12 protein-coding genes, 3 pseudogenes and 1 CRISPR repeat array (1 of these 16 only partly in view) are annotated in these 23,236 nt (G+C 34.8%); of the genes and pseudogenes, 14 read left to right on the top strand and 1 reads right to left on the bottom strand.

Features of this window, described 5'->3' with window-relative positions:
* The first annotated feature begins 287 nt into the window (after positions 1–287).
* The 8 genes and pseudogenes from RFW85_RS06880 (at position 288) to RFW85_RS06850 (ending at position 10,290) form a co-directional block, all read left to right on the top strand.
* Positions 288–1,103, top strand: a complete 816-nt coding sequence (locus tag RFW85_RS06880; RefSeq protein ID WP_309171285.1) for a hypothetical protein — start codon at positions 288–290, stop codon at positions 1,101–1,103.
* Between the two features lie 334 nt (positions 1,104–1,437).
* A complete protein-coding gene (locus RFW85_RS06875) occupies positions 1,438–3,255 on the top strand; it encodes an AAA family ATPase (protein ID WP_309171284.1) in 1,818 nt (605 codons plus the stop codon).
* On the top strand, positions 3,252–5,003 hold the full coding sequence (locus tag RFW85_RS06870) for a UvrD-helicase domain-containing protein (protein WP_202732884.1): 1,752 nt from the start codon (positions 3,252–3,254) through the stop codon (positions 5,001–5,003). Before RFW85_RS06875 ends, RFW85_RS06870 begins: the two co-directional genes overlap by 4 nt.
* A 418-nt stretch (positions 5,004–5,421) precedes the next feature.
* Entirely contained in the window at positions 5,422–6,993 is a 1,572-nt protein-coding gene (locus RFW85_RS06865) for a type I restriction-modification system subunit M (RefSeq protein WP_130118764.1), read from the top strand.
* Positions 6,993–7,481: pseudogene (locus RFW85_RS20060) on the top strand (hypothetical protein); the annotation flags it as partial. The gene RFW85_RS06865 and the pseudogene RFW85_RS20060, both read left to right, overlap by 1 nt.
* A pseudogene (locus RFW85_RS20055) lies at positions 7,470–8,186 on the top strand (restriction endonuclease subunit S); the annotation flags it as partial. The pseudogenes RFW85_RS20060 and RFW85_RS20055, both read left to right, overlap by 12 nt.
* A gap of 53 nt (positions 8,187–8,239) precedes the next feature.
* Positions 8,240–9,799 (top strand): type I restriction-modification system subunit M, encoded by a 1,560-nt coding sequence (locus tag RFW85_RS06855; RefSeq protein WP_130118762.1) that lies wholly within the window; start codon positions 8,240–8,242, stop codon positions 9,797–9,799.
* 29 nt (positions 9,800–9,828) lie between these two features.
* A complete protein-coding gene (locus RFW85_RS06850) occupies positions 9,829–10,290 on the top strand; it encodes a GIY-YIG nuclease family protein (RefSeq protein ID WP_130118761.1) in 462 nt (153 codons plus the stop codon).
* Positions 10,291–10,378: 88 nt separating this feature from the next.
* Here the strand turns inward: RFW85_RS06850 and RFW85_RS06845 are convergent, their stop codons facing one another.
* The gene (locus tag RFW85_RS06845; RefSeq protein WP_130118760.1) at positions 10,379–10,600 is read right to left on the bottom strand and encodes a hypothetical protein; all 222 of its coding nucleotides are present in this window, start codon (positions 10,598–10,600) and stop codon (positions 10,379–10,381) included.
* A gap of 175 nt (positions 10,601–10,775) precedes the next feature.
* Here RFW85_RS06845 and RFW85_RS06840 point away from each other — a divergent pair, with 175 nt between their 5' ends.
* The 6 genes and pseudogenes from RFW85_RS06840 to RFW85_RS06815 all read left to right on the top strand — a co-directional run bounded on the left by RFW85_RS06840 (position 10,776) and on the right by RFW85_RS06815 (position 21,765).
* Entirely contained in the window at positions 10,776–13,688 is a 2,913-nt protein-coding gene (locus tag RFW85_RS06840; RefSeq protein WP_130118759.1) for a type I restriction endonuclease subunit R, read from the top strand.
* Between the two features lie 115 nt (positions 13,689–13,803).
* On the top strand, positions 13,804–15,231 hold the full coding sequence (locus RFW85_RS06835) for a DUF262 domain-containing protein (RefSeq protein WP_130118758.1): 1,428 nt from the start codon (positions 13,804–13,806) through the stop codon (positions 15,229–15,231).
* Positions 15,231–17,234, top strand: a complete 2,004-nt coding sequence (locus tag RFW85_RS06830; RefSeq protein WP_309171283.1) for a DUF262 domain-containing HNH endonuclease family protein — start codon at positions 15,231–15,233, stop codon at positions 17,232–17,234. Before RFW85_RS06835 ends, RFW85_RS06830 begins: the two co-directional genes overlap by 1 nt.
* A 143-nt stretch (positions 17,235–17,377) precedes the next feature.
* Positions 17,378–17,506 (top strand): annotated as a pseudogene (locus RFW85_RS06825) (helix-turn-helix domain-containing protein); the annotation flags it as partial.
* A 179-nt stretch (positions 17,507–17,685) separates the two neighbouring features.
* Complete coding sequence (locus RFW85_RS06820) at positions 17,686–20,061, top strand: GTPase (RefSeq protein WP_284109167.1); 2,376 nt, start codon at positions 17,686–17,688, stop codon at positions 20,059–20,061.
* Complete coding sequence (locus RFW85_RS06815) at positions 20,062–21,765, top strand: LeoA/HP0731 family dynamin-like GTPase (RefSeq protein WP_202732879.1); 1,704 nt, start codon at positions 20,062–20,064, stop codon at positions 21,763–21,765.
* 475 nt (positions 21,766–22,240) lie between these two features.
* Positions 22,241–23,236: a CRISPR direct-repeat array (repeat unit 28 nt; unit sequence TTTCTAAATCATCTATGCGATGAGCAAC) (it continues 473 nt past the right edge of the window).

Below are 23,236 nucleotides of genomic sequence, written 5' to 3'. Positions count from 1 at the left end.
GGTTTTAAGACACCAAATCAAATGGCCGAAGACTTTTATAAGTTGGCTGCCTAGAATCTCCCAAGGGAAAGTCTCCTGATAATTCAGCGTATATCAAAATTCGTGGTAGATATCATCAAAGTCTTGAAGATAGTACTACTAGACCTTTGCTACAATTTATTCAATTATTAATGAAACACGAAAAAATTTTAGAATTCAAACGACTATCTAGTCCACTCTTAAGCTCAAGACTCTTAAATTATTTTTTATATGTTTATGATCGAAAGCAATTAAGTTTGGAGAGAGTCTTGGGCTTAGATATAACCAAGACGGCAAACCGTAAAGTAATAAATGATTTAATACATGACTTCATCTACCCGTATGATGTCTTTCTAAAAAAATTGCTTCAGGTAGACAGTAAAAGGGGGCAATCCACTGAAATAGAGCAATTGATACGCATTCCTCTACATAAGACTAGGCTGCTTAAGGTTAAAAATTATTTAAATCAGGCTATGAAAGGGGACGTTGTCGTTGTTAGATGTCAGTTTAGTTGTGAGACGAAGGGCGTGCATTTAAAGCAAAAGGCAATGTCGTCCTTATTTTATCAAATGATACATGCGGGTAAACGGCGTAAGCCCTTATCAGCAATTACGGCATATCTGGGCTTTTGGGAATGGTCTACCAAAAATGATGTGGTCGATAAGCTTACGGCAAATGTCTATTTTATTTTTAAGTCTTCTATATTAAATGATTTTCCTGACATCTATTGGGAAATGGAGGTGGCTTGGAAAAACACATTGAATAAGCATGCTCAGATTTATGAGTCTGAGAGTAATATTCGGTTTAATTACCAAGCTGAGTTTGCTAAAAAAGTTCTCATAAATTCAATAGATGATTTTGCTACTGAACAAGTAATTATTGAGAATATAAACAGGAAATTAAAAAAGCAATTTATTGACTATATTTCATCATTGGTCGTTTATCGTGATTTGTTGGATGATGATTTCTATGCAACTACCCCAAAGTGGTTGATCCGTGGTACAGAGCCTAGAAAGGCCAAAGCTAAAAAAATGAATAAGATGAAAGTGATCAAAAAAGTTGATAAATCTAGGGGGGAGCTTTAGCTCCCTTATTTTTAATTGTATTTTTTTATATAAAAATAGTAAGCTCTATCCAATGACCATACAGAAGTAAAAAACGAAGTGGCAGGTTTTATAAGAAGACTTTGGATCAAATGGAGTATTAGGGATATGCAATACTAAATTTTATTTTTTCAAATGCTCAGGATAATAAAAAATAAAAATGGTTTGGAATAGTTAATTTATAAATTTAATAGCTTTTGTAATTCATAATTTTAAGTTGAAAGTATAAACTTAATAACGTAAATTTAAAAATCGAGAATTACTCTATTATCATTATTTTGTTGAAAATTATTATTTAAAAGTTTTAGGGCGCGGAATGTATTTAGCACAACTCAATATTTTTAACTTTAGAAAGTTATCTAATGCAAAAATTAATTTTCAACCTGGTTTAAATATTTTAGTGGGGCCAAATAACGTAGGGAAGACTGCGATTATAGATGCTTTAAGAGCATTATTGGCAGGACATGACGAACCATATCCTCGGTTAGATGTAAACGACATTCATTGTCCAAAAGACGGTACTTCATTTGGAGATATTACTTTTGAATACATTTTTCGTGAACTAAGTTTAGAAGATGAGGCAGATTTTTTAGCAGCACTTGTACAAGATACAGAGGGAAAATTTGAAGTTCGTATTTCAGTTCGTTATTCAGACCCAGATAAAGTAGGTAGATTACGAGTTAAACGTTGGTGTGGAGATCAAGAGGAAAATAATTTAACTATTGAGATGCTAGAAAATCTACGAGGAGTATATTTACCAGCTCTCAGAGATGCCTCACAAAGTCTTAGGCCAGGTAGAGCAAGCCTTTTAGCTCGTTTATTTCATCTTCTAGCTGATGATAAGGGACGTGAGGATATTAATATAGAATTATCAGCTTTAGACGATAAATTAAAAAAACATGAACCTTTAATTAATACAAATACAGCAATTATTTCACGACATGACGCTATGCTCGGTTCTCAATTATCACAACTGTTAGAGATTGGATTAAGTGTCAGCGATTTTCAACGATTAGCATCTAGGCTTTCACTCTCAGTTGATAATTTTGATATCGAGCAGAATGGGTTAGGTTTTAATAACTTGATTTTCATGGCTGTGGTACTTAGTGAACTTAGTAAGAACACAGATGCGAGTTATCGCGGTCTCATAGTAGAAGAACCAGAAGCTCATCTTCATCCTCAATTACAGGCTGTACTTTTACGTTATTTGGAAAGCGTACAAACAGTTGATGGAGAAAAACCTGTACAAATTTTTGTAACAAGTCATTCACCTAATTTTGCAAGTATTGCTGATCTTAATAGTCTTATATGTCTTGTAGATACTAGTTCAAATATAAAGGCGTACTCACCAATAACAACACCGTTTAAAACAGGTAAACGTGAGAAGCTAAAACGTTATTTAGATGTCACTCGTGCGGAACTTTTTTTTGCCCGTCGAGTGATTTTTGTTGAGGGCGCAGCAGAGTTGATGTTGATCAATATTCTTGCTGATAAAGCAGGTTTTAATCTTCGTGAACATGGTGTGAGTCTAATTAGTGTAGAGGGTTTGAATTTTGATTGTTTTTTACCTCTGTTTGGGGAAAATGCACTTAATATTAAAATATCGGTTATTACAGATGCAGATCCTTCAGCCTTACAATGTGAAGATGATGGCTTAAAGGAACCTGTTTATCCGTCATTAGGTGAGGAAGTTGAAATTTCTAGAAATACAATAAATTTGAAGGAATATGAAAATAATTTCGTGAGAGTATTTCATGGATTAAAGACATTTGAATATGATTTTGCTCTATATGAAGATAACCGGTTTGCAATGATTGAAGCGTTGAAAATGATTCATCCCAAAATTGCAATTAAAGTTCAAGATGAGGTTAGTGAAGCCGTAGATAATTCTAATAAAGCTCGAGCTTTATTTAGCGGAATGTTTGAACGTTCAAAAAATATGAGCAGCAATGTTCAGAAAGGAAAATTTAGTCAAGCTCTAGCTGAGGTACTTACTGACCCTAAAGGATCTATGTCTTGTGTTGTTCCAGAATACATCATTAATGCTATTGAACATGTTTGTGACATCAGTAATAGCTGCTCAGGTGAAAAAAGAGAAGTTAAGGTGGCTTCTTCCTGTGAGGCTGACCCATGATGATAAATTTTTCTAATGAACAGTCTGATATTATAAATGCTCCTCTTGAACCAATTTCTGTGATTGCTTGCGCCGGAAGTGGTAAAACTTGGACTGCAGTTCACAGACTTATAGAAATGCGAAGGCGTATTGGAGAACAGCGTGGTCGTATTGCATTATTATCTTTTTCTAATGTCGCAGTAAGTACTTTTAGTAAAATTTATAACGAATTAGCTCAAGGTATATCAGGCTTTGGTAGAAGTCGTGTTGAAATAGATACACTTGATGGATTTATTTCAAAGAATATATTAAATCCTCATGCTGTTAGAACCATGCAATGTAAAAAATTACCTTTTTTAATTGCAGGTACTGAGCCTTTTTTAAAGAACCAAGCTTTTCATTTTTGGATAGAGACTAAAGAAGGTCGAAAATTTCCTATTCAGCCTAACGCATTGCATAATGTTATTGTAAATTTTCAAGATGGAATACCAAGCTTTCTTTATCGTCAACATAATTCTTTACTAGTAATCAATAATGCTGAAAAAGTGGTAAGGAACTTAGGGGAGAAAGGTGCATATACTCATGAACTAGGTAGATATTGGTGTTATAGAACCCTTAAAGAACAACCTGCAATTTTAAGTGCTTTAGTATGTCGCTACCCATATATAATAATTGATGAAGCACAAGATATTGGTACATCACATCAAGCTATTTTAGAGCTATTAATAGAGGCTGGGGTTCAACTGACTCTGATTGGTGATCCGAATCAAGGGATATATGAGTTTGCTGGTGCTGATGGAAGCTTCCTTTCCCAATATGGAAGGAAGTCGGGAGTGAAAACATATCCTTTGACTTGTAATTATCGATCTATATTACCAATTTTGAACGTTGCTAATAAGTTGTCATCTCGTACTGATGAGGCTTATAGAAAAGTTCCCGTGACTTTTCAGGGAGCCTATTTTATTTCCTATAAAGCTGATGAAAAAGAACAGCTAATTTCAGCCTTTTGTGCAGAACTTCAGAAAGTGAAATTAAGTATGAATAAATCTGCAGTTCTTTGTCGGAGTCGTACGCATGTTGACGAGCTTGCAGGTAGAAATATTGAGGCAGGCCAAGGTATCGTTAAAATTTTTGTCGAAGCCACAATTTTAAGAGATAGGGCATATGATTATAATAAAGCCTTTAATAAAGTAATCCGTTGTTTAATTAGCCTTTTAAATAATCCACCTGAAAACTTTATGGCTATGATTAGTAAGTCTAATGGAGATTCTGAAATGTCTGAACTCCGTCGGGTTATTTGGGAATTTGTGCGCAATCCAAATGATGGACTTCCATCGGCAGAATTAGTTGCTAATAAATGTTGGCATTCTAAGTTGAAAAATAATGTAGAGAAGCTATTACAAACTTTGGAATGTAATTTCGGTTTAATACCTGAGAAAAATTTAGGAGTTAAGTTAGCAAATAAAAGCCTACCGAATACTCCATTGATCCCGGAATCTGATTTAGTAAATAATTTACGTTCTGTAATACGTATTGATACAGTACATCAGGCAAAGGGTGAAAGCCTTGATGCGGTACTTTATCTTGCTACTGAAAAATCACACATACAAAACTTATTAAATGGAACAGATACTGAGATAGGGCGTATAGGCTATGTAGCCATTACAAGAGCAAAGGAACTATTGTGGTTGGGAGTGCCAGAAAACTGTATAGCAAAATTCAGAGGAGAATTAATAAATAAAGGCTTTATTGAGATTGGAAGGAATTAATCATTAATTAGTTTCCTATTTGGGTAAATAGCAACTGTAAATTTTGGGTTATAGCAAATTGCTAAGTATTACAGAAAAATAATGTCTAAACAGTTCTTTTTACTGTATCAGCATATATTCTTGATCTAGGTTGTAGGACAGAATGCGATAGTTTGGTTTTTAAGAACAAAGGTTATTATGTTAATGCTATGAATTATTCAGAAGAACTTGTTAAAAAGGCGATGAAACTTACTGCCATTTCAGTGATATATCAAACTTTCTATAAGATAGGTGACGTGGCCGTTTATGATGTATTTGTACATGTGTATCTTCATTACATTGAGAATGTGATCACTTAAGCAAATAAATACTTAATTTCATCAGCTAGATATGGCAAAGTAACGCCATCCTAAAATAATGATTTTGGTTGATTTTTAACATGACCCAAGTACAGCTTCAAGAACTGCAAAAACGACTATGGAACATCGCTAATGACCTTCGCGGTAAGATGGGTGCAGATGAATTTCGTGACTATATTTTGGGTTTAATCTTCTATAAATATCTATCTGAAAAAGTACTAAACAGTGCCAACCAAGAGCTAAAAGAAGAAGGCTTACAGTTTAGTGATCTAGATGCTGAGAATGCAGAGCATCAAGAATTTTTAGAAGCACTCAAACAAGAAAGCCTTGAAAACATGGGTTTCTTCTTAGAGCCAACTCAGTTGTTCCATACGCTCGCAGACCGTGTTAGAAATAATAAGTTTATTTTGGATGAACTGATTCAGACTTTAAAAGCGATCGAACAAAGCACGCTAGATGCTGAGTCATCAGAAGATTTTGCACATTTGTTTGAGGATATGGATTTAACTTCGACCAAGCTAGGCAACAATGCGACTGATCGAAATGAATTGATTTCTAAAGTGTTAATACATTTAGATGCGATTGATTTTGATATCTCGAATACTGAAGCTGATGTACTGGGTGATGCGTACGAGTACTTGATTGGTCAATTTGCATCAGGAGCAGGTAAGAAGGCAGGTGAGTTCTATACACCACAAACGGTATCGACTTTGCTTGCACGTATTGTGACGCTAGGCAAAGACCGTTTGCGTAGCGTATATGATCCGACTTGTGGTTCGGGCTCTTTGTTATTGCGTGTTAAGCGTGAAGTTGGAAATAATGTCGATGCCATCTACGGTCAGGAAATGAACCGCACCACGTATAACTTGGCGCGAATGAACATGATTCTGCATGATGTTCATTTTTCTAAGTTTGACATTAAGCAGGAAGATACTTTAAAAAAACCACAGCATATGGACATGAAGTTCGATGCGATTGTGGCTAACCCGCCGTTTTCTGCAAAGTGGTCTGCTGATCCATTATTTTTAAGTGATGAGCGTTTCAAGTCTTTTGGTAAGCTGGCACCGAGTTCTAAAGCAGATATGGCATTTGTTCAGCACATGCTCTACCACCTTGACGAAGAAGGAACATTGGCGATTGTACTGCCTCATGGTGTATTGTTCCGTGGTTCGAGTGAAGGGCATATCCGTCAGCATTTGATTGAAAAGATGAATGTGGTGGATGCGATTATTGGCTTACCTGCCAATATCTTCTACGGTACTACTATTCCAACTTGTGTACTGGTGCTGAAAAAAAACCGTGAGAATAAAGACAATATTCTGTTTATTGATGCAAGTAATGAGTTTGATAAGCAGAAGAATCAAAACAAGCTATTGCCTGAGCACTTAGATAATATTTTAGGCGCATTTGAAAACCGTCAGGATATTGATAAATATGCCAAGGTTGCCTCAATTCAAGAGGTTCGAGAGAACGATTACAACCTCAATATTCCACGTTATGTGGATACCTTTGAAGTGGAAGCAGAGATTGATTTGAATGCACTTGCAAAACAACTTCAAGCCTTGGAAGTAGAAAGTCAAAATACTGATGCGGTGATTATGGAGTTTTGTAAAGAACTTGGGATTGATTCACCATTTTTGGAGGTGAAATAATGGCTTTACCACAGCTACGATTTAAAGGTTTTACAGCGGAATGGAGCAAAAAAAGATTAGATTCATTCCTTGAGCGAGTATCTAAACCAGTTGATGTTGTTGATGATCAGGAATATGTACAAATAGGAATTCGCTCACATGGTAAAGGGATTTTTCATAAAAAACCTTTAACAGGTAAGGAGTTAGGGAATAAAAGAGTTTTTTGGATCGTACCGAATGCTTTAGTGGTAAATATTGTTTTTGCATGGGAAAGAGCTATCGCTGTTACCTCTCAAAATGAAAATGGTTTAATTGCCTCACATCGTTTTCCAATGTATTTGCCTAAGAACAATTTATCAAATGTAGATTTTCTGCGTTATATGTTTATTACGGATAAAGGGCAGAGCTATTTAGAATTAGCTTCACCTGGTGGGGCTGGTCGAAACAAGACTTTAGGTCAGACAAATTTTGCAGAATTAAAAATAGATTTACCAGAAATAGAAGAACAAACCCAAATCGCTTCTTTTTTATCGGCAGTCGATGAAAAAATTAGTGAACTCACAAAGAAGCATGAACTGCTCAGCCAATATAAACAAGGTATGATGCAAAAGTTGTTTAGTCAGCAGATTCGTTTTAAAGCGGATGATGGGAGTGAGTTTAGGGAATGGGATAAAAAACAACTTTCAAGAATATTGACCGAAAGTTTAATTAAAGGGAGTAAGGGGGATAAAGCTAAAAAAATAACTGTTAAATTATGGGGGAAAGGCGTTGTCGCTAAAAATGAAGTATTCCAAGGTAGTGAAAATACACAATATTATAAGCGTTCAAAAGGTCAGTTGATTTATGGGAAATTAGACTTCCTTAATGGGGCTTTTGGTATTATTCCAGATTACCTAGATGGATATGAATCAACAATAGATGCTCCTGCTTTTGATGTTAATCAAGAACAATGTAACTCACTTTTTTTGTTTTATAGATTGTTACAGAAAGATTTTTATAAAAAAAATGGAGATGAGGCAGATGGTAGTAGAAAGGCTAAGCGGATCAACCAAAAAGTATTTTTGGCCATGTCAATCGATCTGCCTAGTTTAAGTGAACAAACTAAAATCGCTAATTTTTTATCGACAATTGATCAAAAAATAGACAAGGTTTCACAGCAGATAGAAGAAACCAAACAGTGGAAAAAAGGCTTGTTACAGCAAATGTTTGTATAAAGTAAAAGCAGTATTAAGCAACATCAATACTGCTTTTTTATTGAGATTTCATCATGAAGAACATAGAACAAAAAACTAAAGATTTAAGCCAAAATTTGCAGGATTGGCTTCAGAAGCATTTTGGCTCTAAAGATATTGCTCAGTATAAAAACGTGGCTTTGAGTCTGATTTTCTACAAATTTTTATCAGATCAATTTGAACAGTTTGCGAATAAAAACTTAGCAGGTGAAGCAGAGTACTGTGAGTTAGATGAATGTGAACATGCAGAATACATTATTGCTCTAAAGGAAGAAGGACAAATCTCTTTAGGATACTTTATTCAGCCTAAATATCTAATCAGCTCACTCGCAAAAGCCTATGCCAATAATGATGAGTACTATTTTTTAGAAGATTTTGATCAAGCCATTCTTCAATTTCAACAGAGTTTGACAGAGCAATCCATTCAAGTATTTGATGGATTGCTGAGTGATATTGATACCGCAAGCTCCTTGCTTGGGGGTTCAGGAAAGGCAAGAAATCAGGTCTTAGGATCAATGCTTGTTGATTTGAACTTGATGAACTTCTATCTACATGATGATTCTAAAATATTGGGTAAGGCCTTCTTTAGCATCATTGAATATATGGCAATGAGTTTAGGGAAAAAGAAAGGCGACTTTTATACGCCTGCTCATGTATCTGCATTATTGGCAAGTATTATTCATACGGAAAAAAGTCGAGTTCGTAGCCTCTATGATCCTACCTTTGGTTCTGGTTCATTGTTGATTCAGACTGATCAAACTTTAGAATTTGTAGATCAAATCTATGGGCAAGACCTAATCGATGGTAACTTAAAAACAGCTCGAATGAATTTTTTGATTAATGGCTATCATTATTCAAAACTAAAATTAGAAAGCGAAGATACTTTAGAAAAGCCAAAACATTTGGATATGAAATTTGATGTCATTGTGTGTAATCCGAAGTTTTCACAAACTTGGAATAATGACAATGCTAAAAAGAGTGATCCAAGATTTGCACCTTATGGAAAGCTAGCACCGAAAACAAGGGCTGACTTTGCTTTTATACAACATATTGTCTATTCCTTAGCGGACGATGGTATTGCTGTCGTGCTGATTCCTCATGGGGTTCTATTTAGAGATAAAGCTGAAGGGGCTATTCGTGAGTTTTTACTTGAACGCTTGAATTGTATTGATGCAGTAATTGGCTTAGCGAAAGATCTATCTCCTGTGATAGACACAGAAGTTGCCATGTTGGTTCTAAAGAAAAATAGGAAAGTCGACGATAAAGTACTCTTTATCAATGCCAAAGAATTTTGCGAAAAGCAGAAAGCGTTCAATATTATTTCGCAAACTCAAATTGCTGAAATTACAGAAATTTATAAAACGAAAAAAATCATCCCTAAAATTTCTGAGTATGTGGGGCGCTCAAAAATTGTAGAGCATGGCTACGATCTTAAAATTCCACGCTATATAGACCTGTTCGAGCCTGAGCCTGACATTGATATAGATGATGTCGCATTCAAGTTAGAACAAATTGATGAAAACTTAGAGCAGATTGATTTAGATATTAGAAAGTATTGCGATGAGTTAAGTGTTCGTTATCCGTTTAAAATTTGATTGTTAAATATAAAAGAGGGGGGAGTAAAATGAAAATTGAATTAGATTGGTATGAACCAATGGAGCTAGGTAGTTCAAGTACATTAAAAGAGAATGTTAAGAATTTTGATTTTTCATTACTTCCTGAAATCTCAGGAGTCTATATTTTTTATAGAGAATATAGCAATTACCAAGAGGCTCTTTATGTTGGTAAGTCAGAAAATATTCGCACAAGAATGAAAGCTCACTTTAATAGCATGAAATTAATTGATGGACTGATAGATACGCCGAAGGGGCAAAAGAAGTTAATCTATGCAAAAGTCAAAACTCGGTCAGACTTGGCAAAAGCCTTAGCTCAAGCTGAAAAAGGGTTAATTAATCAATTAGATGATGAAAAGCATCCTTTGCTTAATCGTAAACTAATGAAAGATCAATATGATTATATTATTTCCAAAGGAAATGCATTAAGTATTATTGATGAAGAGATACCTGTATTTTCTAGTAAGGTTTAAATAGCTTATCATTGCATGAATTTAGCCATGCAATGATTTTCACTTTACTTTTTTAGATGTATCCAGTTGGGATGAATTACTAGCTATTTTACATCTCGACTTTTTTATAGCGATAATTGTACTGAGGCTTTTTCTTATCTTTTACGAGTTTTATCCGCGTAAAGAAACTTTGATTTATAACAGCCTCAAACATCTCCAACTCACTGACTTTCAAAGCACACTTTTTAGGGTCGGGATGATTTAAAATACGAGCTGAACCACTAGCTCCAATTCTAAAATTTAGCTCTTTCGTTTTTTCATTTTCTTGCATGACAGGAAAGAGTTTTTTCCATCAGAAGTTAGAAAATAAAATGGATCACTAAATTTTTCATCAAAAATTGCCATAGACCTTTCGCTGTATATGAAATGCGCTGAATTAGTGCTATTTTAACACTTTAAAATGATGTAAATCATTACATTATAAAGACCAAAGAAGAGATGGGCGAGTGAGTACACAAGTAGAACTTGAGCTAGAAAATAACTTCATTCAACAGCTTGAAGGGTTAGGCTATGAAAGAGTGTTATTACGAACAGAAAAGGCATTAGTCGATAACTTAAAACTGCAAATCCAGAAGCTCAATCAAATTCACCATGCTTTCTCAGAACAAGAGTGGAAACAAGTTTGGCATTATCTCACCAAAGAAACATCTGTCTTTGGTAAAGCACAATTATTACGTGATCGTTTCCCATTAAAATTCGATGATGGTACGGTCAAGCACCTATCTTTTCTTGGTGAAAATGCAACCGATAATATCTATCAGGTTTCTAATCAAATCGTATCTGACCATTCAGCCTTGAATGGTAAAACGAGTCGTTTTGATGTCACTTTGTTGGTGAATGGATTTCCTCTCATACAAGTCGAGTTAAAACGCCGTGGAGTAGAAATTCAACAAGCATTTAAGCAAACGATTGAATATGCAAAATCAGCCTATAAAGCAGGGGATGGATTATTTGGTTATATCCAGTTTTTTGTGATTAGTAATGGTGTCAACTGTTTGTATTATGCCAATGGTACCAAAAACATAGAATTTGCTTTTCCGTGGGCAGATGAAAATAATAAAAATATCAACGATCTTACTGAATTTACTAATGTCTTTTTGAATCCGAAACACGCATTTAAGATGTTGTCTCAGTACATTGTGTTACATCACTCAGATCAATTCTTAATGATCCTGCGTCCGTATCAAATTTATGCCATCGAACGCATGGTTGAGCATGTAAAAATATCTAAGGAAAATGCTTATATTTGGCATACCACAGGCTCAGGGAAAACCTTAACCTCGTTTAAGGCAAGTCAGTTACTGATTAAGAATCCTGAGATTCGTCGCGTAATTTTTGTCGTTGACCGTAAAGATTTAGATGAGCAAACCTACACTGAATTTAATGCGTATAGAGAAGGTTCGGTGGATAGTACGAACAACACTGCCAACCTCATTAAGCAATTACGCTCCTTAGATAATCGTCTAGTCTTAACTACCATTCAAAAGCTGAATAATGCGATTACCAAAGACCGCCATCAAAAGGAGATGGCTGATCTGCAAAAAGAAAAAGTTATTTTTATTTTTGATGAATGTCACCGTAGTCAGTTTGGTGAAACACATCAGAACATCAAACGCTTCTTTAAAAATGCACAAATGTTTGGTTTCACTGGTACACCAATTTTTGATGAAAATGGTTTAAAGAAATCAGGAGAGAAATTTACGACTGAATTTTTATTTCCTAAACGCTTGCATGAATATCTCATTGTGGATGCCATTACCGATCGTAATGTACTACCTTTCCAAATTGACTATTGGGGGAAATATAGCGCCACAGGTGAAACTGATAGTAATGAAAAAGTTGAGGAAATTGATAGTAAAGAGTTATACGACAACCCTGAACGTTTGGAAAAAATTGTTCGTCATATATTGAGTATCCACGATAAAAAAACTCGGAACAGAGAGTTTTGTGCCATGTTCTGTGTGAGTTCAGTTGAAAATCTCATTCAATACTACGAACTGTTTGAAAAAGTCCAAGCTGAAATGGTAGAGGACGCAGAAAGAAACAAGACCTATTTCCAACCAATTTCAGTGCGAACAATTTTCTCATTCGGTGTAGAAGAACAGGATCAGCAAAATACAGCAGACGAAATAGAAGCAGGTATGATTGCTGAAGAACCAGTGGATGCCCCAAATATTGTAGATGAGTCAAGAAAGGCAAAACTCGACAAGTATATTGCTCAATACAATGAAACCTATGGTTCAAGTTACAATACAACAGATAGCTTCTATGAGTACTATCAAAATCTTGGTAAGCGAGTGAAATTTTTTAACATCAAGTATGAGAAAGATGAGCAGATAGATTTACTTCTTGTTGTGAACATGTTCCTGACAGGATTTGATTCAAAACCATTGAATACGATCTATGTAGACAAAAACTTAAAATATCATGGTTTGATTCAGGCATTCTCACGTACCAATCGTGTTTATAAACCTTCAAAGCCATTTGGAAACGTAGTTTGTTATCGCAACTTAAAGCAAGCAACGGATAAGGCATTACGTTTGTTTTCTGATAAGAAACCATTCAGTAGTGTAACCATACCTGAAATGAGTGTGTTCTTAGAGCAGTATGAAACTGCTGTAGCACAGTTGAAAACACTGACTCCAAATTGTCAGGACGTAGATGATTTAAAACTTGAAGCTGAACAGTTGAAGTTTGTAGAAACCTTTAGGGAAGTTCTACGCCTGAATAACTTACTAAATATGTTTACTGAGTATGATAAAAACAAAGCGCCAATCAGTCCTCAAGATTTAGAAGATTATAAGGGGAAATATAAAGACTTATATAATCGTATCAAACAACCATCTGAGGGCAAAGATAAAGCTTCTGTCTTAGATGATATCGACTTCCAGCTCGAACTGGTGCATAACGACCGAGTGAATCAAGATTACATTATGGCACTGCTTGGGCTGATTGTGACTGCATCTAATCAAGCGCAGAAGGATCAACGTAGAAAAGAGTTGATAGATATGCTGAGTAATGATGCCAAGATGTACAACAAAAAAGACCTGATCGAAAAATTCATCAATGAACAATTACCAAAGATGATCACAGGGCAAACGGTGAAGCAGGCATTCTCAACATTTTGGGATGCAGAAAGAGCGCAAGCCTATGAAGGTTTCTGTCGTGATGAACAATTGAAAAAGCCTGAGTTTGATAAAGTTGCGGATAACTTTAATTTCACTGAACGTCTTCCATTGCCTCACGAAATTAAAGAACTACCCATTCAAAAACCACCGTTGCTGAAGCGTAATCGTTATTTCGCAGAGCTACATAGCAAGACCTCTGAATTGTTAAGCCGATACAGTTTGAAGTTGTAAGGTGCAATTGCGAAAGAATGAATGCGGGGACAGCTCAAGTCAGCCGAGGAGTTACTCGGGCGAAGGCTGTGCTTGTCACGCTATGATGAACATCTGAAGTGAATACTGAACAATAATGACTACCGCAACGCTAGCTCCGAGAGTAATTTCATTAAAAGAACTGTACCAACAGCATTTGAGTATTCCTGATTATCAACGTCCTTATAAATGGACAGAGAAGCATGTCAGGACACTGTTTGATGATCTGGATTATTTTGTAGCAGGGATTACTGCAAAGAACCGTGACGATGATCGTTACAAGTATCGTCTAGGGACAATTGTTCTTCACCAAGGCTCTGCGGAAGTAAAAAGCGATATCGTAGATGGTCAGCAACGGACATTAACTTTCTATTTAATTTGGCATGCTTTGCAAGCTAGAAAAGATCAATTCAATAAGTTGGATCTGCCTGAATTTAGTTTAGAAATTCCTGCTTGTCGCATTAGCCAAGAAAACTTACGCCGAAATTATGATGTGGTTGAAAAGCTGATCGATAAGCCACGCTCAAAGTCCTTAGAAGAATATATTGAAATTCTTCTAAGTAAATGCGAGTTTGTGATTGTTGAGCTAAGCAAGCTGTCTGAAGCATTCCAGTTCTTTGATTCACAGAACTCAAGAGGATTAGATTTACATCCGCATGATTTGTTGAAGGCATACCATCTGCGAGAATTTGATCCATCAGAAGCAGAGTTAAAAACAAAAGCCGTTCAGCAATGGGAGCAAAGGAATGAAAAGGAAGTCCATCGAATATTTTCTCATTTCCTGTATCCCATCAGACAATGGACGAAAGGGGGAAAGGCATTCCACTTTGGTAAAGAGCAGGTGGAGGGTTTTAAAGGTTTGTCATTGCATCAGGAAGATCAGTTTCCACTGAGCCAGTCATATCGCATCTTGCACAGTATGGTCGATGAGTACAACAATGATCGCTTCCGCAGAGTAGATAACCTAAATTTAGCTTATCCATTTCAAATCACCCAAACCATGATTAATGGGCGACGTTTTTTTGAATGGTTTAGCCATTATGAAAGTAAAGCTTTAGGTTTGCTTGACTCACTAAGACATGATGATTGGGTCGCTCCATTATTAACAACAGCAATGTCGAAAAAAATTTGGACAGTCATCAATGGCGATGCCTTGCCTGAAAATCCTAAAGATTATGTTTATTCAGGTAGGACAAGAACAGGTGATGGCTATGTCCGTAAAGTACTCAATGCTTTTTTGTTGGCTTACTATGATCGCTTTGGTGAAGCGGAGTTTTCGAGTGCTTTGGAAATAGGGTTTATTTGGGCATACAGTTTACGCCTTAAACAATCCAGCATCTATGAGTCTAGTATTGAGAACCATGTGATAGGGCAAAATCTTTTTAGCCGTTTGGATCAATCACTACGACCAAAAGATTTCTTTAATTTTTCCTTGAATATCTATATTGAAGTTAGCCAGACAAGCAAAGCTATAGGTGTTGAAAAACTATTCAAAGAAATGAAATGCATGGCGGAGCAGGAATAATGTCTACAGAGCAATCAAAGCCATATACTATCTTGCAACTATTGAGCGAAAATATTGACTACCAAATTCCTGTTTATCAACGAAACTATGCTTGGGGACGACCACAGATCCGAGCGTTGATACAGGATGTTTATGATTATTATCTAAAGTCACAGATGTGTTTTGAAAACTATTATATCGGTAGTTTGGTGGTCGCAAAAAAAGAGCACTACTTTGAAGTGTTGGATGGACAGCAACGCTTTACAACCTTAAATCTCATGGCTTTATTCTTAAAGTCTAAACTTAAAAATCCAAAACTAGGTCAATTCAATTGCATACGCTTAAAATTTGAAAGCCGTGAAAAGTCAGAAATTCTTTTAAAGTCATTATGGAAGTTTGTGAGTGATCAATCTATTGAACAAGAAATAGATAGATTAAATGCACAATATGGGGATCACGCTATTCTCAGAGGTTATCGCATTATTCAGGAAGAATGCCTCAAGATTGTCGAAGAAGAAGATGAGCTTGAAAAGTTTGCAGGCTATCTACTGGATCACGTGGTGATTTTACGTACAATGATTCCAGAACTTGCGGATGTGACGCATTATTTTGATGCACTCAATAACCGTGGGGAACAGTTAGAAGCGCATGAAGTTATTAAGGCTCATTTTCTGAGTTTGCTAAGTGCTGAGAATAAAGATCGTCATGTTGTTCATCAAGTATGGTCAGCATGTCAGGATATGTACAAATATGTTGCCTATGCTTTTAGTCCAGATCAGAGAAAGCAGATATTTGGCGGGTCATATCATGAATGGTGTGTCAAAGACTATGAACACCTTAAGTCATGCCTACCTATCGAAATACCATTGAAAGATGTTAGTTCTGAAGACACAAGCATATATGGAGATAAGCTCACTTTGGAAGGAATTCTAAAGCTTAATCTTATTCCTGTTAGTGAGAAGACAAATGAAGAGTCGAGTGCACGTTTTACAAGTATCATTGATTATCCCAACTTCCTGATGCAGGTTTTGAAAATATATGTCAAATCGCAGTTGAAAGATGGCGATGCTAGCAAGATTGCACTTGATGACAAAACTTTATTAGAAAGCTTTAAACAAACGATTGTAGATGCAAGTCATGCAAAAGACTTCATCTACCTACTTTTGAAAATACGATATCTATTTGATCTGTATGTCCTCAAACGTGAGAATAGTCCCCAGTACAAAGGTTGGTCACTCAAGAAGCCTAAATACTATAGTTCTGGTAATGTGAGCTACGTAAATACCTTTTCACAATCTGAACAGGAAGGGGAAAATGAATTAGCATTAGAAGGTGGTCAAAGAAACCTTGTGATGCTTCTATCTGCATTTCATGTTTCCTACCCGACACATGCACGTAAGAATTGGTTGTTGAGCATTTTATATTGGCTCATGGATCATAGTGACAAAGGAATTGGTTTAACTGCCTATTTTGAATTTGTGGAAAATATGGCACGTACTTTAATCAAGAAGCGGTACTTAGGTACAAAGCAAGACTATGAAAGTTTCATGTATGGCTACGAATTTGATAGTAATACTGAGGTCACTGCAGAAGACATAAAAACGCAGTTTACTTATGGGAAGATCCCTTACTTCTGTTTTAACTATTTAGATTATCTTTTGTTAAAGAAGGAAAAAGGTAGTCATGCTAAGTTTTATTTTAGCTACAAGGATTCGATTGAGCACTTTTATCCGCAAAATCCAAAAGTAGGTAAACCTTTATCTGAGGAATCGGTGTTACATAGTTTTGGTAATTTAGGGTTGGTCAATCAGAGTGAAAATTCTACTTTAACTAATGACATGCCGATTCAAAAAGCTAATTGGTTAAGGAAATATACAAAAGTACCAACTAGCTTGAAGTTAGAATTGATGATGCAGGTTGTCGAGAAGAATGGATCTGAGTGGAATACCGAGAATATAGAAAAACATCAGTGTGAAATGGTAAAGTTACTAATAGAAGATTTAAATGGAACAATATGTTCTTAGTGGCATGTTTTTATTATGTATTATACCTTTTAAGGGGGATTAAATTGTATTAGTTCAGACTTAATCCGAAACAGAGCTTGAAAAAGAAGAAGTTACCTTTATCGATTAAAGGTATGAATCTCAATCAATAAAGGTAACTTCTCATGTGGCATACTAACAATCAAATCATCAAACACAAAGTCGGTCTGCTGAATTTAGCAGAAGTACTCCAGAATACATCCAAAGCTGGTAAAGTGATGGAAGTATCAAGAGATACCTTCTATCGCTATAAATAACTTGCCAGTACAGGAAATATACATGCTCTCATTTATCGAGGTTAATAGGATTTTGGATTCCACATATAAAAATTATCAATTCTGAGAATTTGCATGAAGATTTGGAAATAAGTTTAAAAGAATATTTGGATGTAATTTGAAAATATATTTAAAATTATTTGGTTAGGGGTTAAACAGTGAGTAGTCATATTAATTTAAATCGTCCTGAGAATATTTATGATGATTTGAAAGATAAAATATCAGATTTGATTGAAAAAATTATAAAGAATGAAGGTGTTTTAGATACTCAATTGGTGGGTGAGAAGTTCAATGAATCTAAGGAAATCTTGAATTTACAACAAAAAGAAATTGAAAAAAAGATGGATGAGCTTAAAAGTAATTCTGAATGGGATTATTTTACGATTGCATTTTTTGGTGAAACAAATGCTGGTAAATCAACGCTTATAGAGGTATTACGTCTTTTATTTTCTGAAAAAACAAAAAGCGAAATTCAAGCTAAATTTAATGATATTAAAAGAGAGTTTTCATTAGATGAAAATGAACACGAGAAGTTAAAAAAAACTAAAAATGAAATCGATCAGAAGAGTTTGGAAAATAATCAAAAATTAAAAGAGATAGAGCAAACCTATAATCAAAAATTAGAAGATTATCAGAAAACGCTAAATGCTATTAAACACGAACATGAAGAGCAGATATCTGATCAATCCTTACTAAATGAACAGAAACTTGAAACTTTTAATAGCCAGATCGTTTTTTTAAAAGACTCTATTCAATATAAAAAGAAAAATATGCCATGGTGGTTAAAGATTGTTTATATTTTTAAACGATTCGAAGAAGAAAAAAAAATTGGTTTAATTGAACTAGAGTTAATCAAACAGAAAGCTCAATTAGATACTGAATTGAAATTATTGAAGCAAAAGATCGAAAAAGAATATGCTTCAAAACAAGTGTATCTTGCAACGCTACAAGATGAATATGATGCAACCAAAAAAACAATAAGCTCAATTGTTTTACAATTAGAAAATGAAAAGAAAATACTTGAACAGAAGTTACATCAATTTGAAAAAAATTTAGAAAAGCTAAGAGCATTTGAAGATGGACAAATTATGGGGGATGGCCGGAGTGATTTTACTCGAGAGAGTAAAGAGTTTTTATTTGATATTAAAGGCATACAGGTAAAATTAATTGATGTGCCAGGAATTGAGGGCGATGAAAAATTAGTTGAGAATGAAGTTTCTAAAGCCGTTAAAAAAGCACATTCTGTTTTCTATGTTACAAGTAAAGATGCTGCGCCAAATGAAGGTACGCTTCAAAAGATAAAAACTCACTTGGCAGATCAGACAGAGGTTTGGACAGTTTACAATAAGCCTGTTACATCACCTAGATCATTAAAAAATGGACTGATTAGTAATGATGATGAAAGATGTGCCTTAAATGATCTGAATATATTAATGGAAGGCACATTAGATAAAAATTACAAAGATTATACTGTAGTAGCTGGGCTAGCAGCATTTTACGCAGTAGCTAATTGTTTGGTTCCATTCGGTGAAAAACATCGTAATCAAATAAAATTCTTGAATAATTCGAATCGTGATGAATTAAAGGAAAAATCAGGGCTTAGCAAGTTTCAAGAGCATTTAACTCAAAGAGTTATTGGAGATGTGTCTTATAAAATTAAAGCAAGTAACTTCAATAAAGTGAACTATGTCCTGAAGCAAACAGTAGAGAGGTTAAATCATATTCATGAAGAATTTGGTACATTAAAACTGAATATTGATAACCAAGTAGAGGTTACTAAACAAGAAATCAATAGTGAATACTTGGATCTAATGCAAAGTCTTAAAACGATGATTAAAAAAATCATTCAAAACTTTGAGCGCAAGACTCGTCAAGAAGTTTACAAGCGGATTGAAAGTGATATTAGTAATGAGGAGTTTAAAGGCATCTTGAAGAGACAAATTGATAACAATCTTGAATTAGTGAGTAAAGACTTGGTTGTTGGTTTTAAAACTGAGACTGCAAATTTTGATGAAAATTTAAAGCAAAAATTACAGAAACTCTCTTCACGGTTGGCTAGTATTCAAAATAACTTTAAAGCTGATGGTGTAACAGGTCTGAATAACAAAGTTCCATTGAAATTTGATATCAATAATGGCATTAACAAAATGGGGTTGCTTGGTGTTGGTATTGGTGTAGGTGCTGTAATGTGGTGGAATCCAGCGGGGTGGACAGCGATCGCTTTAACTGCTGCCGGATTATTATTTAGTTTTGCAAAAGCGATTTGGAGCTTTTTTGATTCGGATTTTAAAAAGTCAGAGCAAAAGAAAAATGTTGATAAAAATTTATCAAATATTGTGAAAGAACTTAAAAAAGTTGCTAGAGAAAATTTGAGTGAGGTCGAAGGGAAAATTGAGCCTTCATTATTGGATTTAAAGAAAAAGCTAAATGAACCAAGTGATCAAATTACAGGGCTTGTAGACGATATACAGCAATCAATCAAAATGTTTAAAACTTTATCAAATAATATTAGCAGTGCTTACAAGGTAAAATAAATGTCTGAAACTTTAAAAAATCATCAAGATAATCAAGCTAAAGTAATAAATTTATTAAGTAAATTAGAGGGCTTTATTATACAAGGTCAAGAATTTGGTTTAGATGTATCAACAGATATTAAAGCTAAATTAAAGAACTCATTAAATACTTTAAAGGGTGATAAACTTAAAATTGCACTTATAGGTGGATTTTCGGAAGGTAAAACTTCAATTGCTGCTGCATGGTTAGGTAAAATTGATCCAGCAACTATGAATATTAGTGCTTCTGAGTCATCAAATGCCGTTAACATTTATAACATTGATGAAGAGTATCAACTCATTGATACACCAGGGTTATATGGTTATAAAGAGAAGGTGAAAAATGATGATCAAAATGTTGAAAAATATAAAGATATTACAAAAAAATATGTGAGTGAAGCACATATTGTTCTTTATGTAATGAACTCTAAAAATCCGATTAAAGAAAGTCATATTGAAGACTTGAAATGGTTGTTTAAAGATTTGAATTTACTTCCAAGAACAGTCTTTGTACTGAGTCGTTTTGACGAAGTTGCAGATGTAGAAGATGAAATAGATTACCAAGATAAATTTAAAATTAAAGAGCACAATGTCAAAGAAAGATTAATTTCAATCTTATCTCTTTCTATTCATGAAACCAATAACTTACAAATAGTCGCAGTTTCAGCAAATCCATTTGATGAAGGTGTTAATTATTGGATGAAAAATCTAGATGAATTTGAACAATTGTCGCATATCAAATTGTTGCAAAATGCGACTAGTCAAATTGTGAAAAAAAATGGTGGTTATACTGGTTTAATTGATGAAACGAGAAAGTCCATTATTAGTGATATTTTGATTAAGAAAATACCAGAAATTGAAGAGCGGCAATCCCAATTATCAAAGGAAATGGAGAAACTTAATCAAATTTATGAAATAGAAACTGGTGCATTGAATGTAATTTCAAAAAAAATTGCCCATGCAAGATCAAATTTAAAATCTAGTTTTAATGGGTATTTCCTAGATTTGGTAATGCAGGTTAAAGGTACTAGTCTAGAGACTATTGGCGAGTTTTTAGCGAGAGAGATTGGAGATAAAGGGGCAGTTATCTCAAGTAATATTAATGAGTATTTCCAAAATGAAACAAATCAAATCAATATTGCATTAAATACGCAAGCAGTTAACTTTAATGCGGAAATTGATAATATTGACACAGCCGTGGGATCATTGACTAAAAAAGGCCTTAATCATTTAGCGAAAAATATTAAGCTGGATAATACAACTATTTTAGCTGCAAGGGATGGTCTTGTTGCCGGTGGGCAACTCATTGGACTGAATTTAAAAGAAGCATTAAAGTTCCAACCATGGGGAGCGGTTAATCTAGCGAGCAATATTAACACTGCATTACCTCTTATTGGTATTGCAGTAGAAGCTTGGGATACTTGGAATCAAGCGAAGAAACAAGAAGAATTTCAGCTAGCAAGAAATAGCTTAATAACGAATTTACAAAACCAGCAAAGAGAGATCTTAGGGCTAATTGATAGTGATGCATTTATTGAACAATTCTTCCCTATTTACAAAGAGCTCAAAGATAAAGTTGAAGAGATAAAATTGATGCATACAGATCATGAATCAAAGACTAAGTCTTTTGCCTCTTGGAGAAAAGAGGCAATGATTATTGATGGGGAGTTTAGAAGTATATTATAGACTTCATATTTATATTATGGTCTTTAATGTGATTGAGAATACATCAAAAAGCATCAACTCATCCTTTATTTGGAATATAAACGTCTGAGTCATGAGATTGACTAGGATGCTTGTTTAGATGCAATTCAAGAAAATCAGCTTAATATCGTCTTGGAAGTTGGGTCGTACCTTAAGTAAAATATTCTTTGAACATTATCCAAATTGTATCGTACGTGTGGTGGATGATTTTAAAAGTTAGTTTGGGTTGCAGACAATGTTAGAAAGCTTACAAATAGGATAATTCTGACAATCTATTTTGTTATTCAATGTACTAAATCTTATTTGGGTGAAAAGTGGGTACAGGTAAAAAGTTATTGACTTTATTGTTAACTAAATCAATATCTTAGAATTTGAGTTCAATTGACGCCATCTCCACCAAAATTCGTGAAAAACCCTGAGACGTAAGTTTCGGGTTTTTTTCTTTTTATGATTCAAATTATTAAATCATCTAAGCGATGACGAACCTGACAGAACAAGCTCAAAATCGTTACCTCAATTTCTAAATCATCTATGCGATGAGCAACACCCGTACAGCTCAAGTTCTTGCTGACACGATTTTCTAAATCATCTGAGCGATGAGCAACTATGCTGGCGCTGGTGAAGTTCAAAAATGGATTTTCTAAATCATCTACGCGATGAGCAACCTTCCGATAACAAACACACGGCGGCGTCGTTGTTTCTAAATCATCTACACGATGAGCAACAAAAACCGTTTATTCAATTCACTGTAGATGATCTTTCTAAATCATCTGAGCGATGACGAACACCCGTACAGCTCAAGTCCTTGTTGACACGATTTTCTAAATCATCTATGCGATGAATAACTTCCAAAAATAACAATCGAGACAAACGGGATATTTCTAAATCATCTGGGCGATGAGCAACATTTTCCGCGAGCCGAGCGCCGCCGACTACATTTTCTAAATCATCTATGCGATGAGCAACCTACAGCCAACGCTAACTTGATGATTGATGGTTTTCTAAATCATCTATGCGATGAGCAACAAACTTGGAGCGTTAAAGACTTTGGAGCTATTTTTCTAAATCATCTATGCGATGAGCAACATTGCCTGCGCTATCGTTAGGCTGCGCGTGGATTTCTAAATCATCTATGCGATGAGCAACAGTTAGAGGAATTAGGCCAGCAATTCGATGACTTTCTAAATCATCTATGCGATGAGCAACTTCTATCGATTCTTTCCAGTGAATTAAATACTTTTCTAAATCATCTATGCGATGAGCAACGCTTAAGTATTGGCGCCATTTGATGACAGTAATTTCTAAATCATCTATGCGATGAGCAACATTACTGTTGTATCATTTGCGGGCAGATTGAATTTCTAAATCATCTATGCGATGAGCAACGACAAGAAGGCCGAGGACGAAGAAGACAAAAATTTCTAAATCATCTATGCGATGAGCAACCAATATG

The sequence above is a fragment of the Acinetobacter sp. 12966 genome, assembly GCF_031196995.1.
Lineage (GTDB): Bacteria > Pseudomonadota > Gammaproteobacteria > Pseudomonadales > Moraxellaceae > Acinetobacter > Acinetobacter geminorum.
The sequence above is the reverse complement of the archived record's forward strand: the minus strand, read 5'-3'. Positions and strand labels throughout refer to the sequence as shown.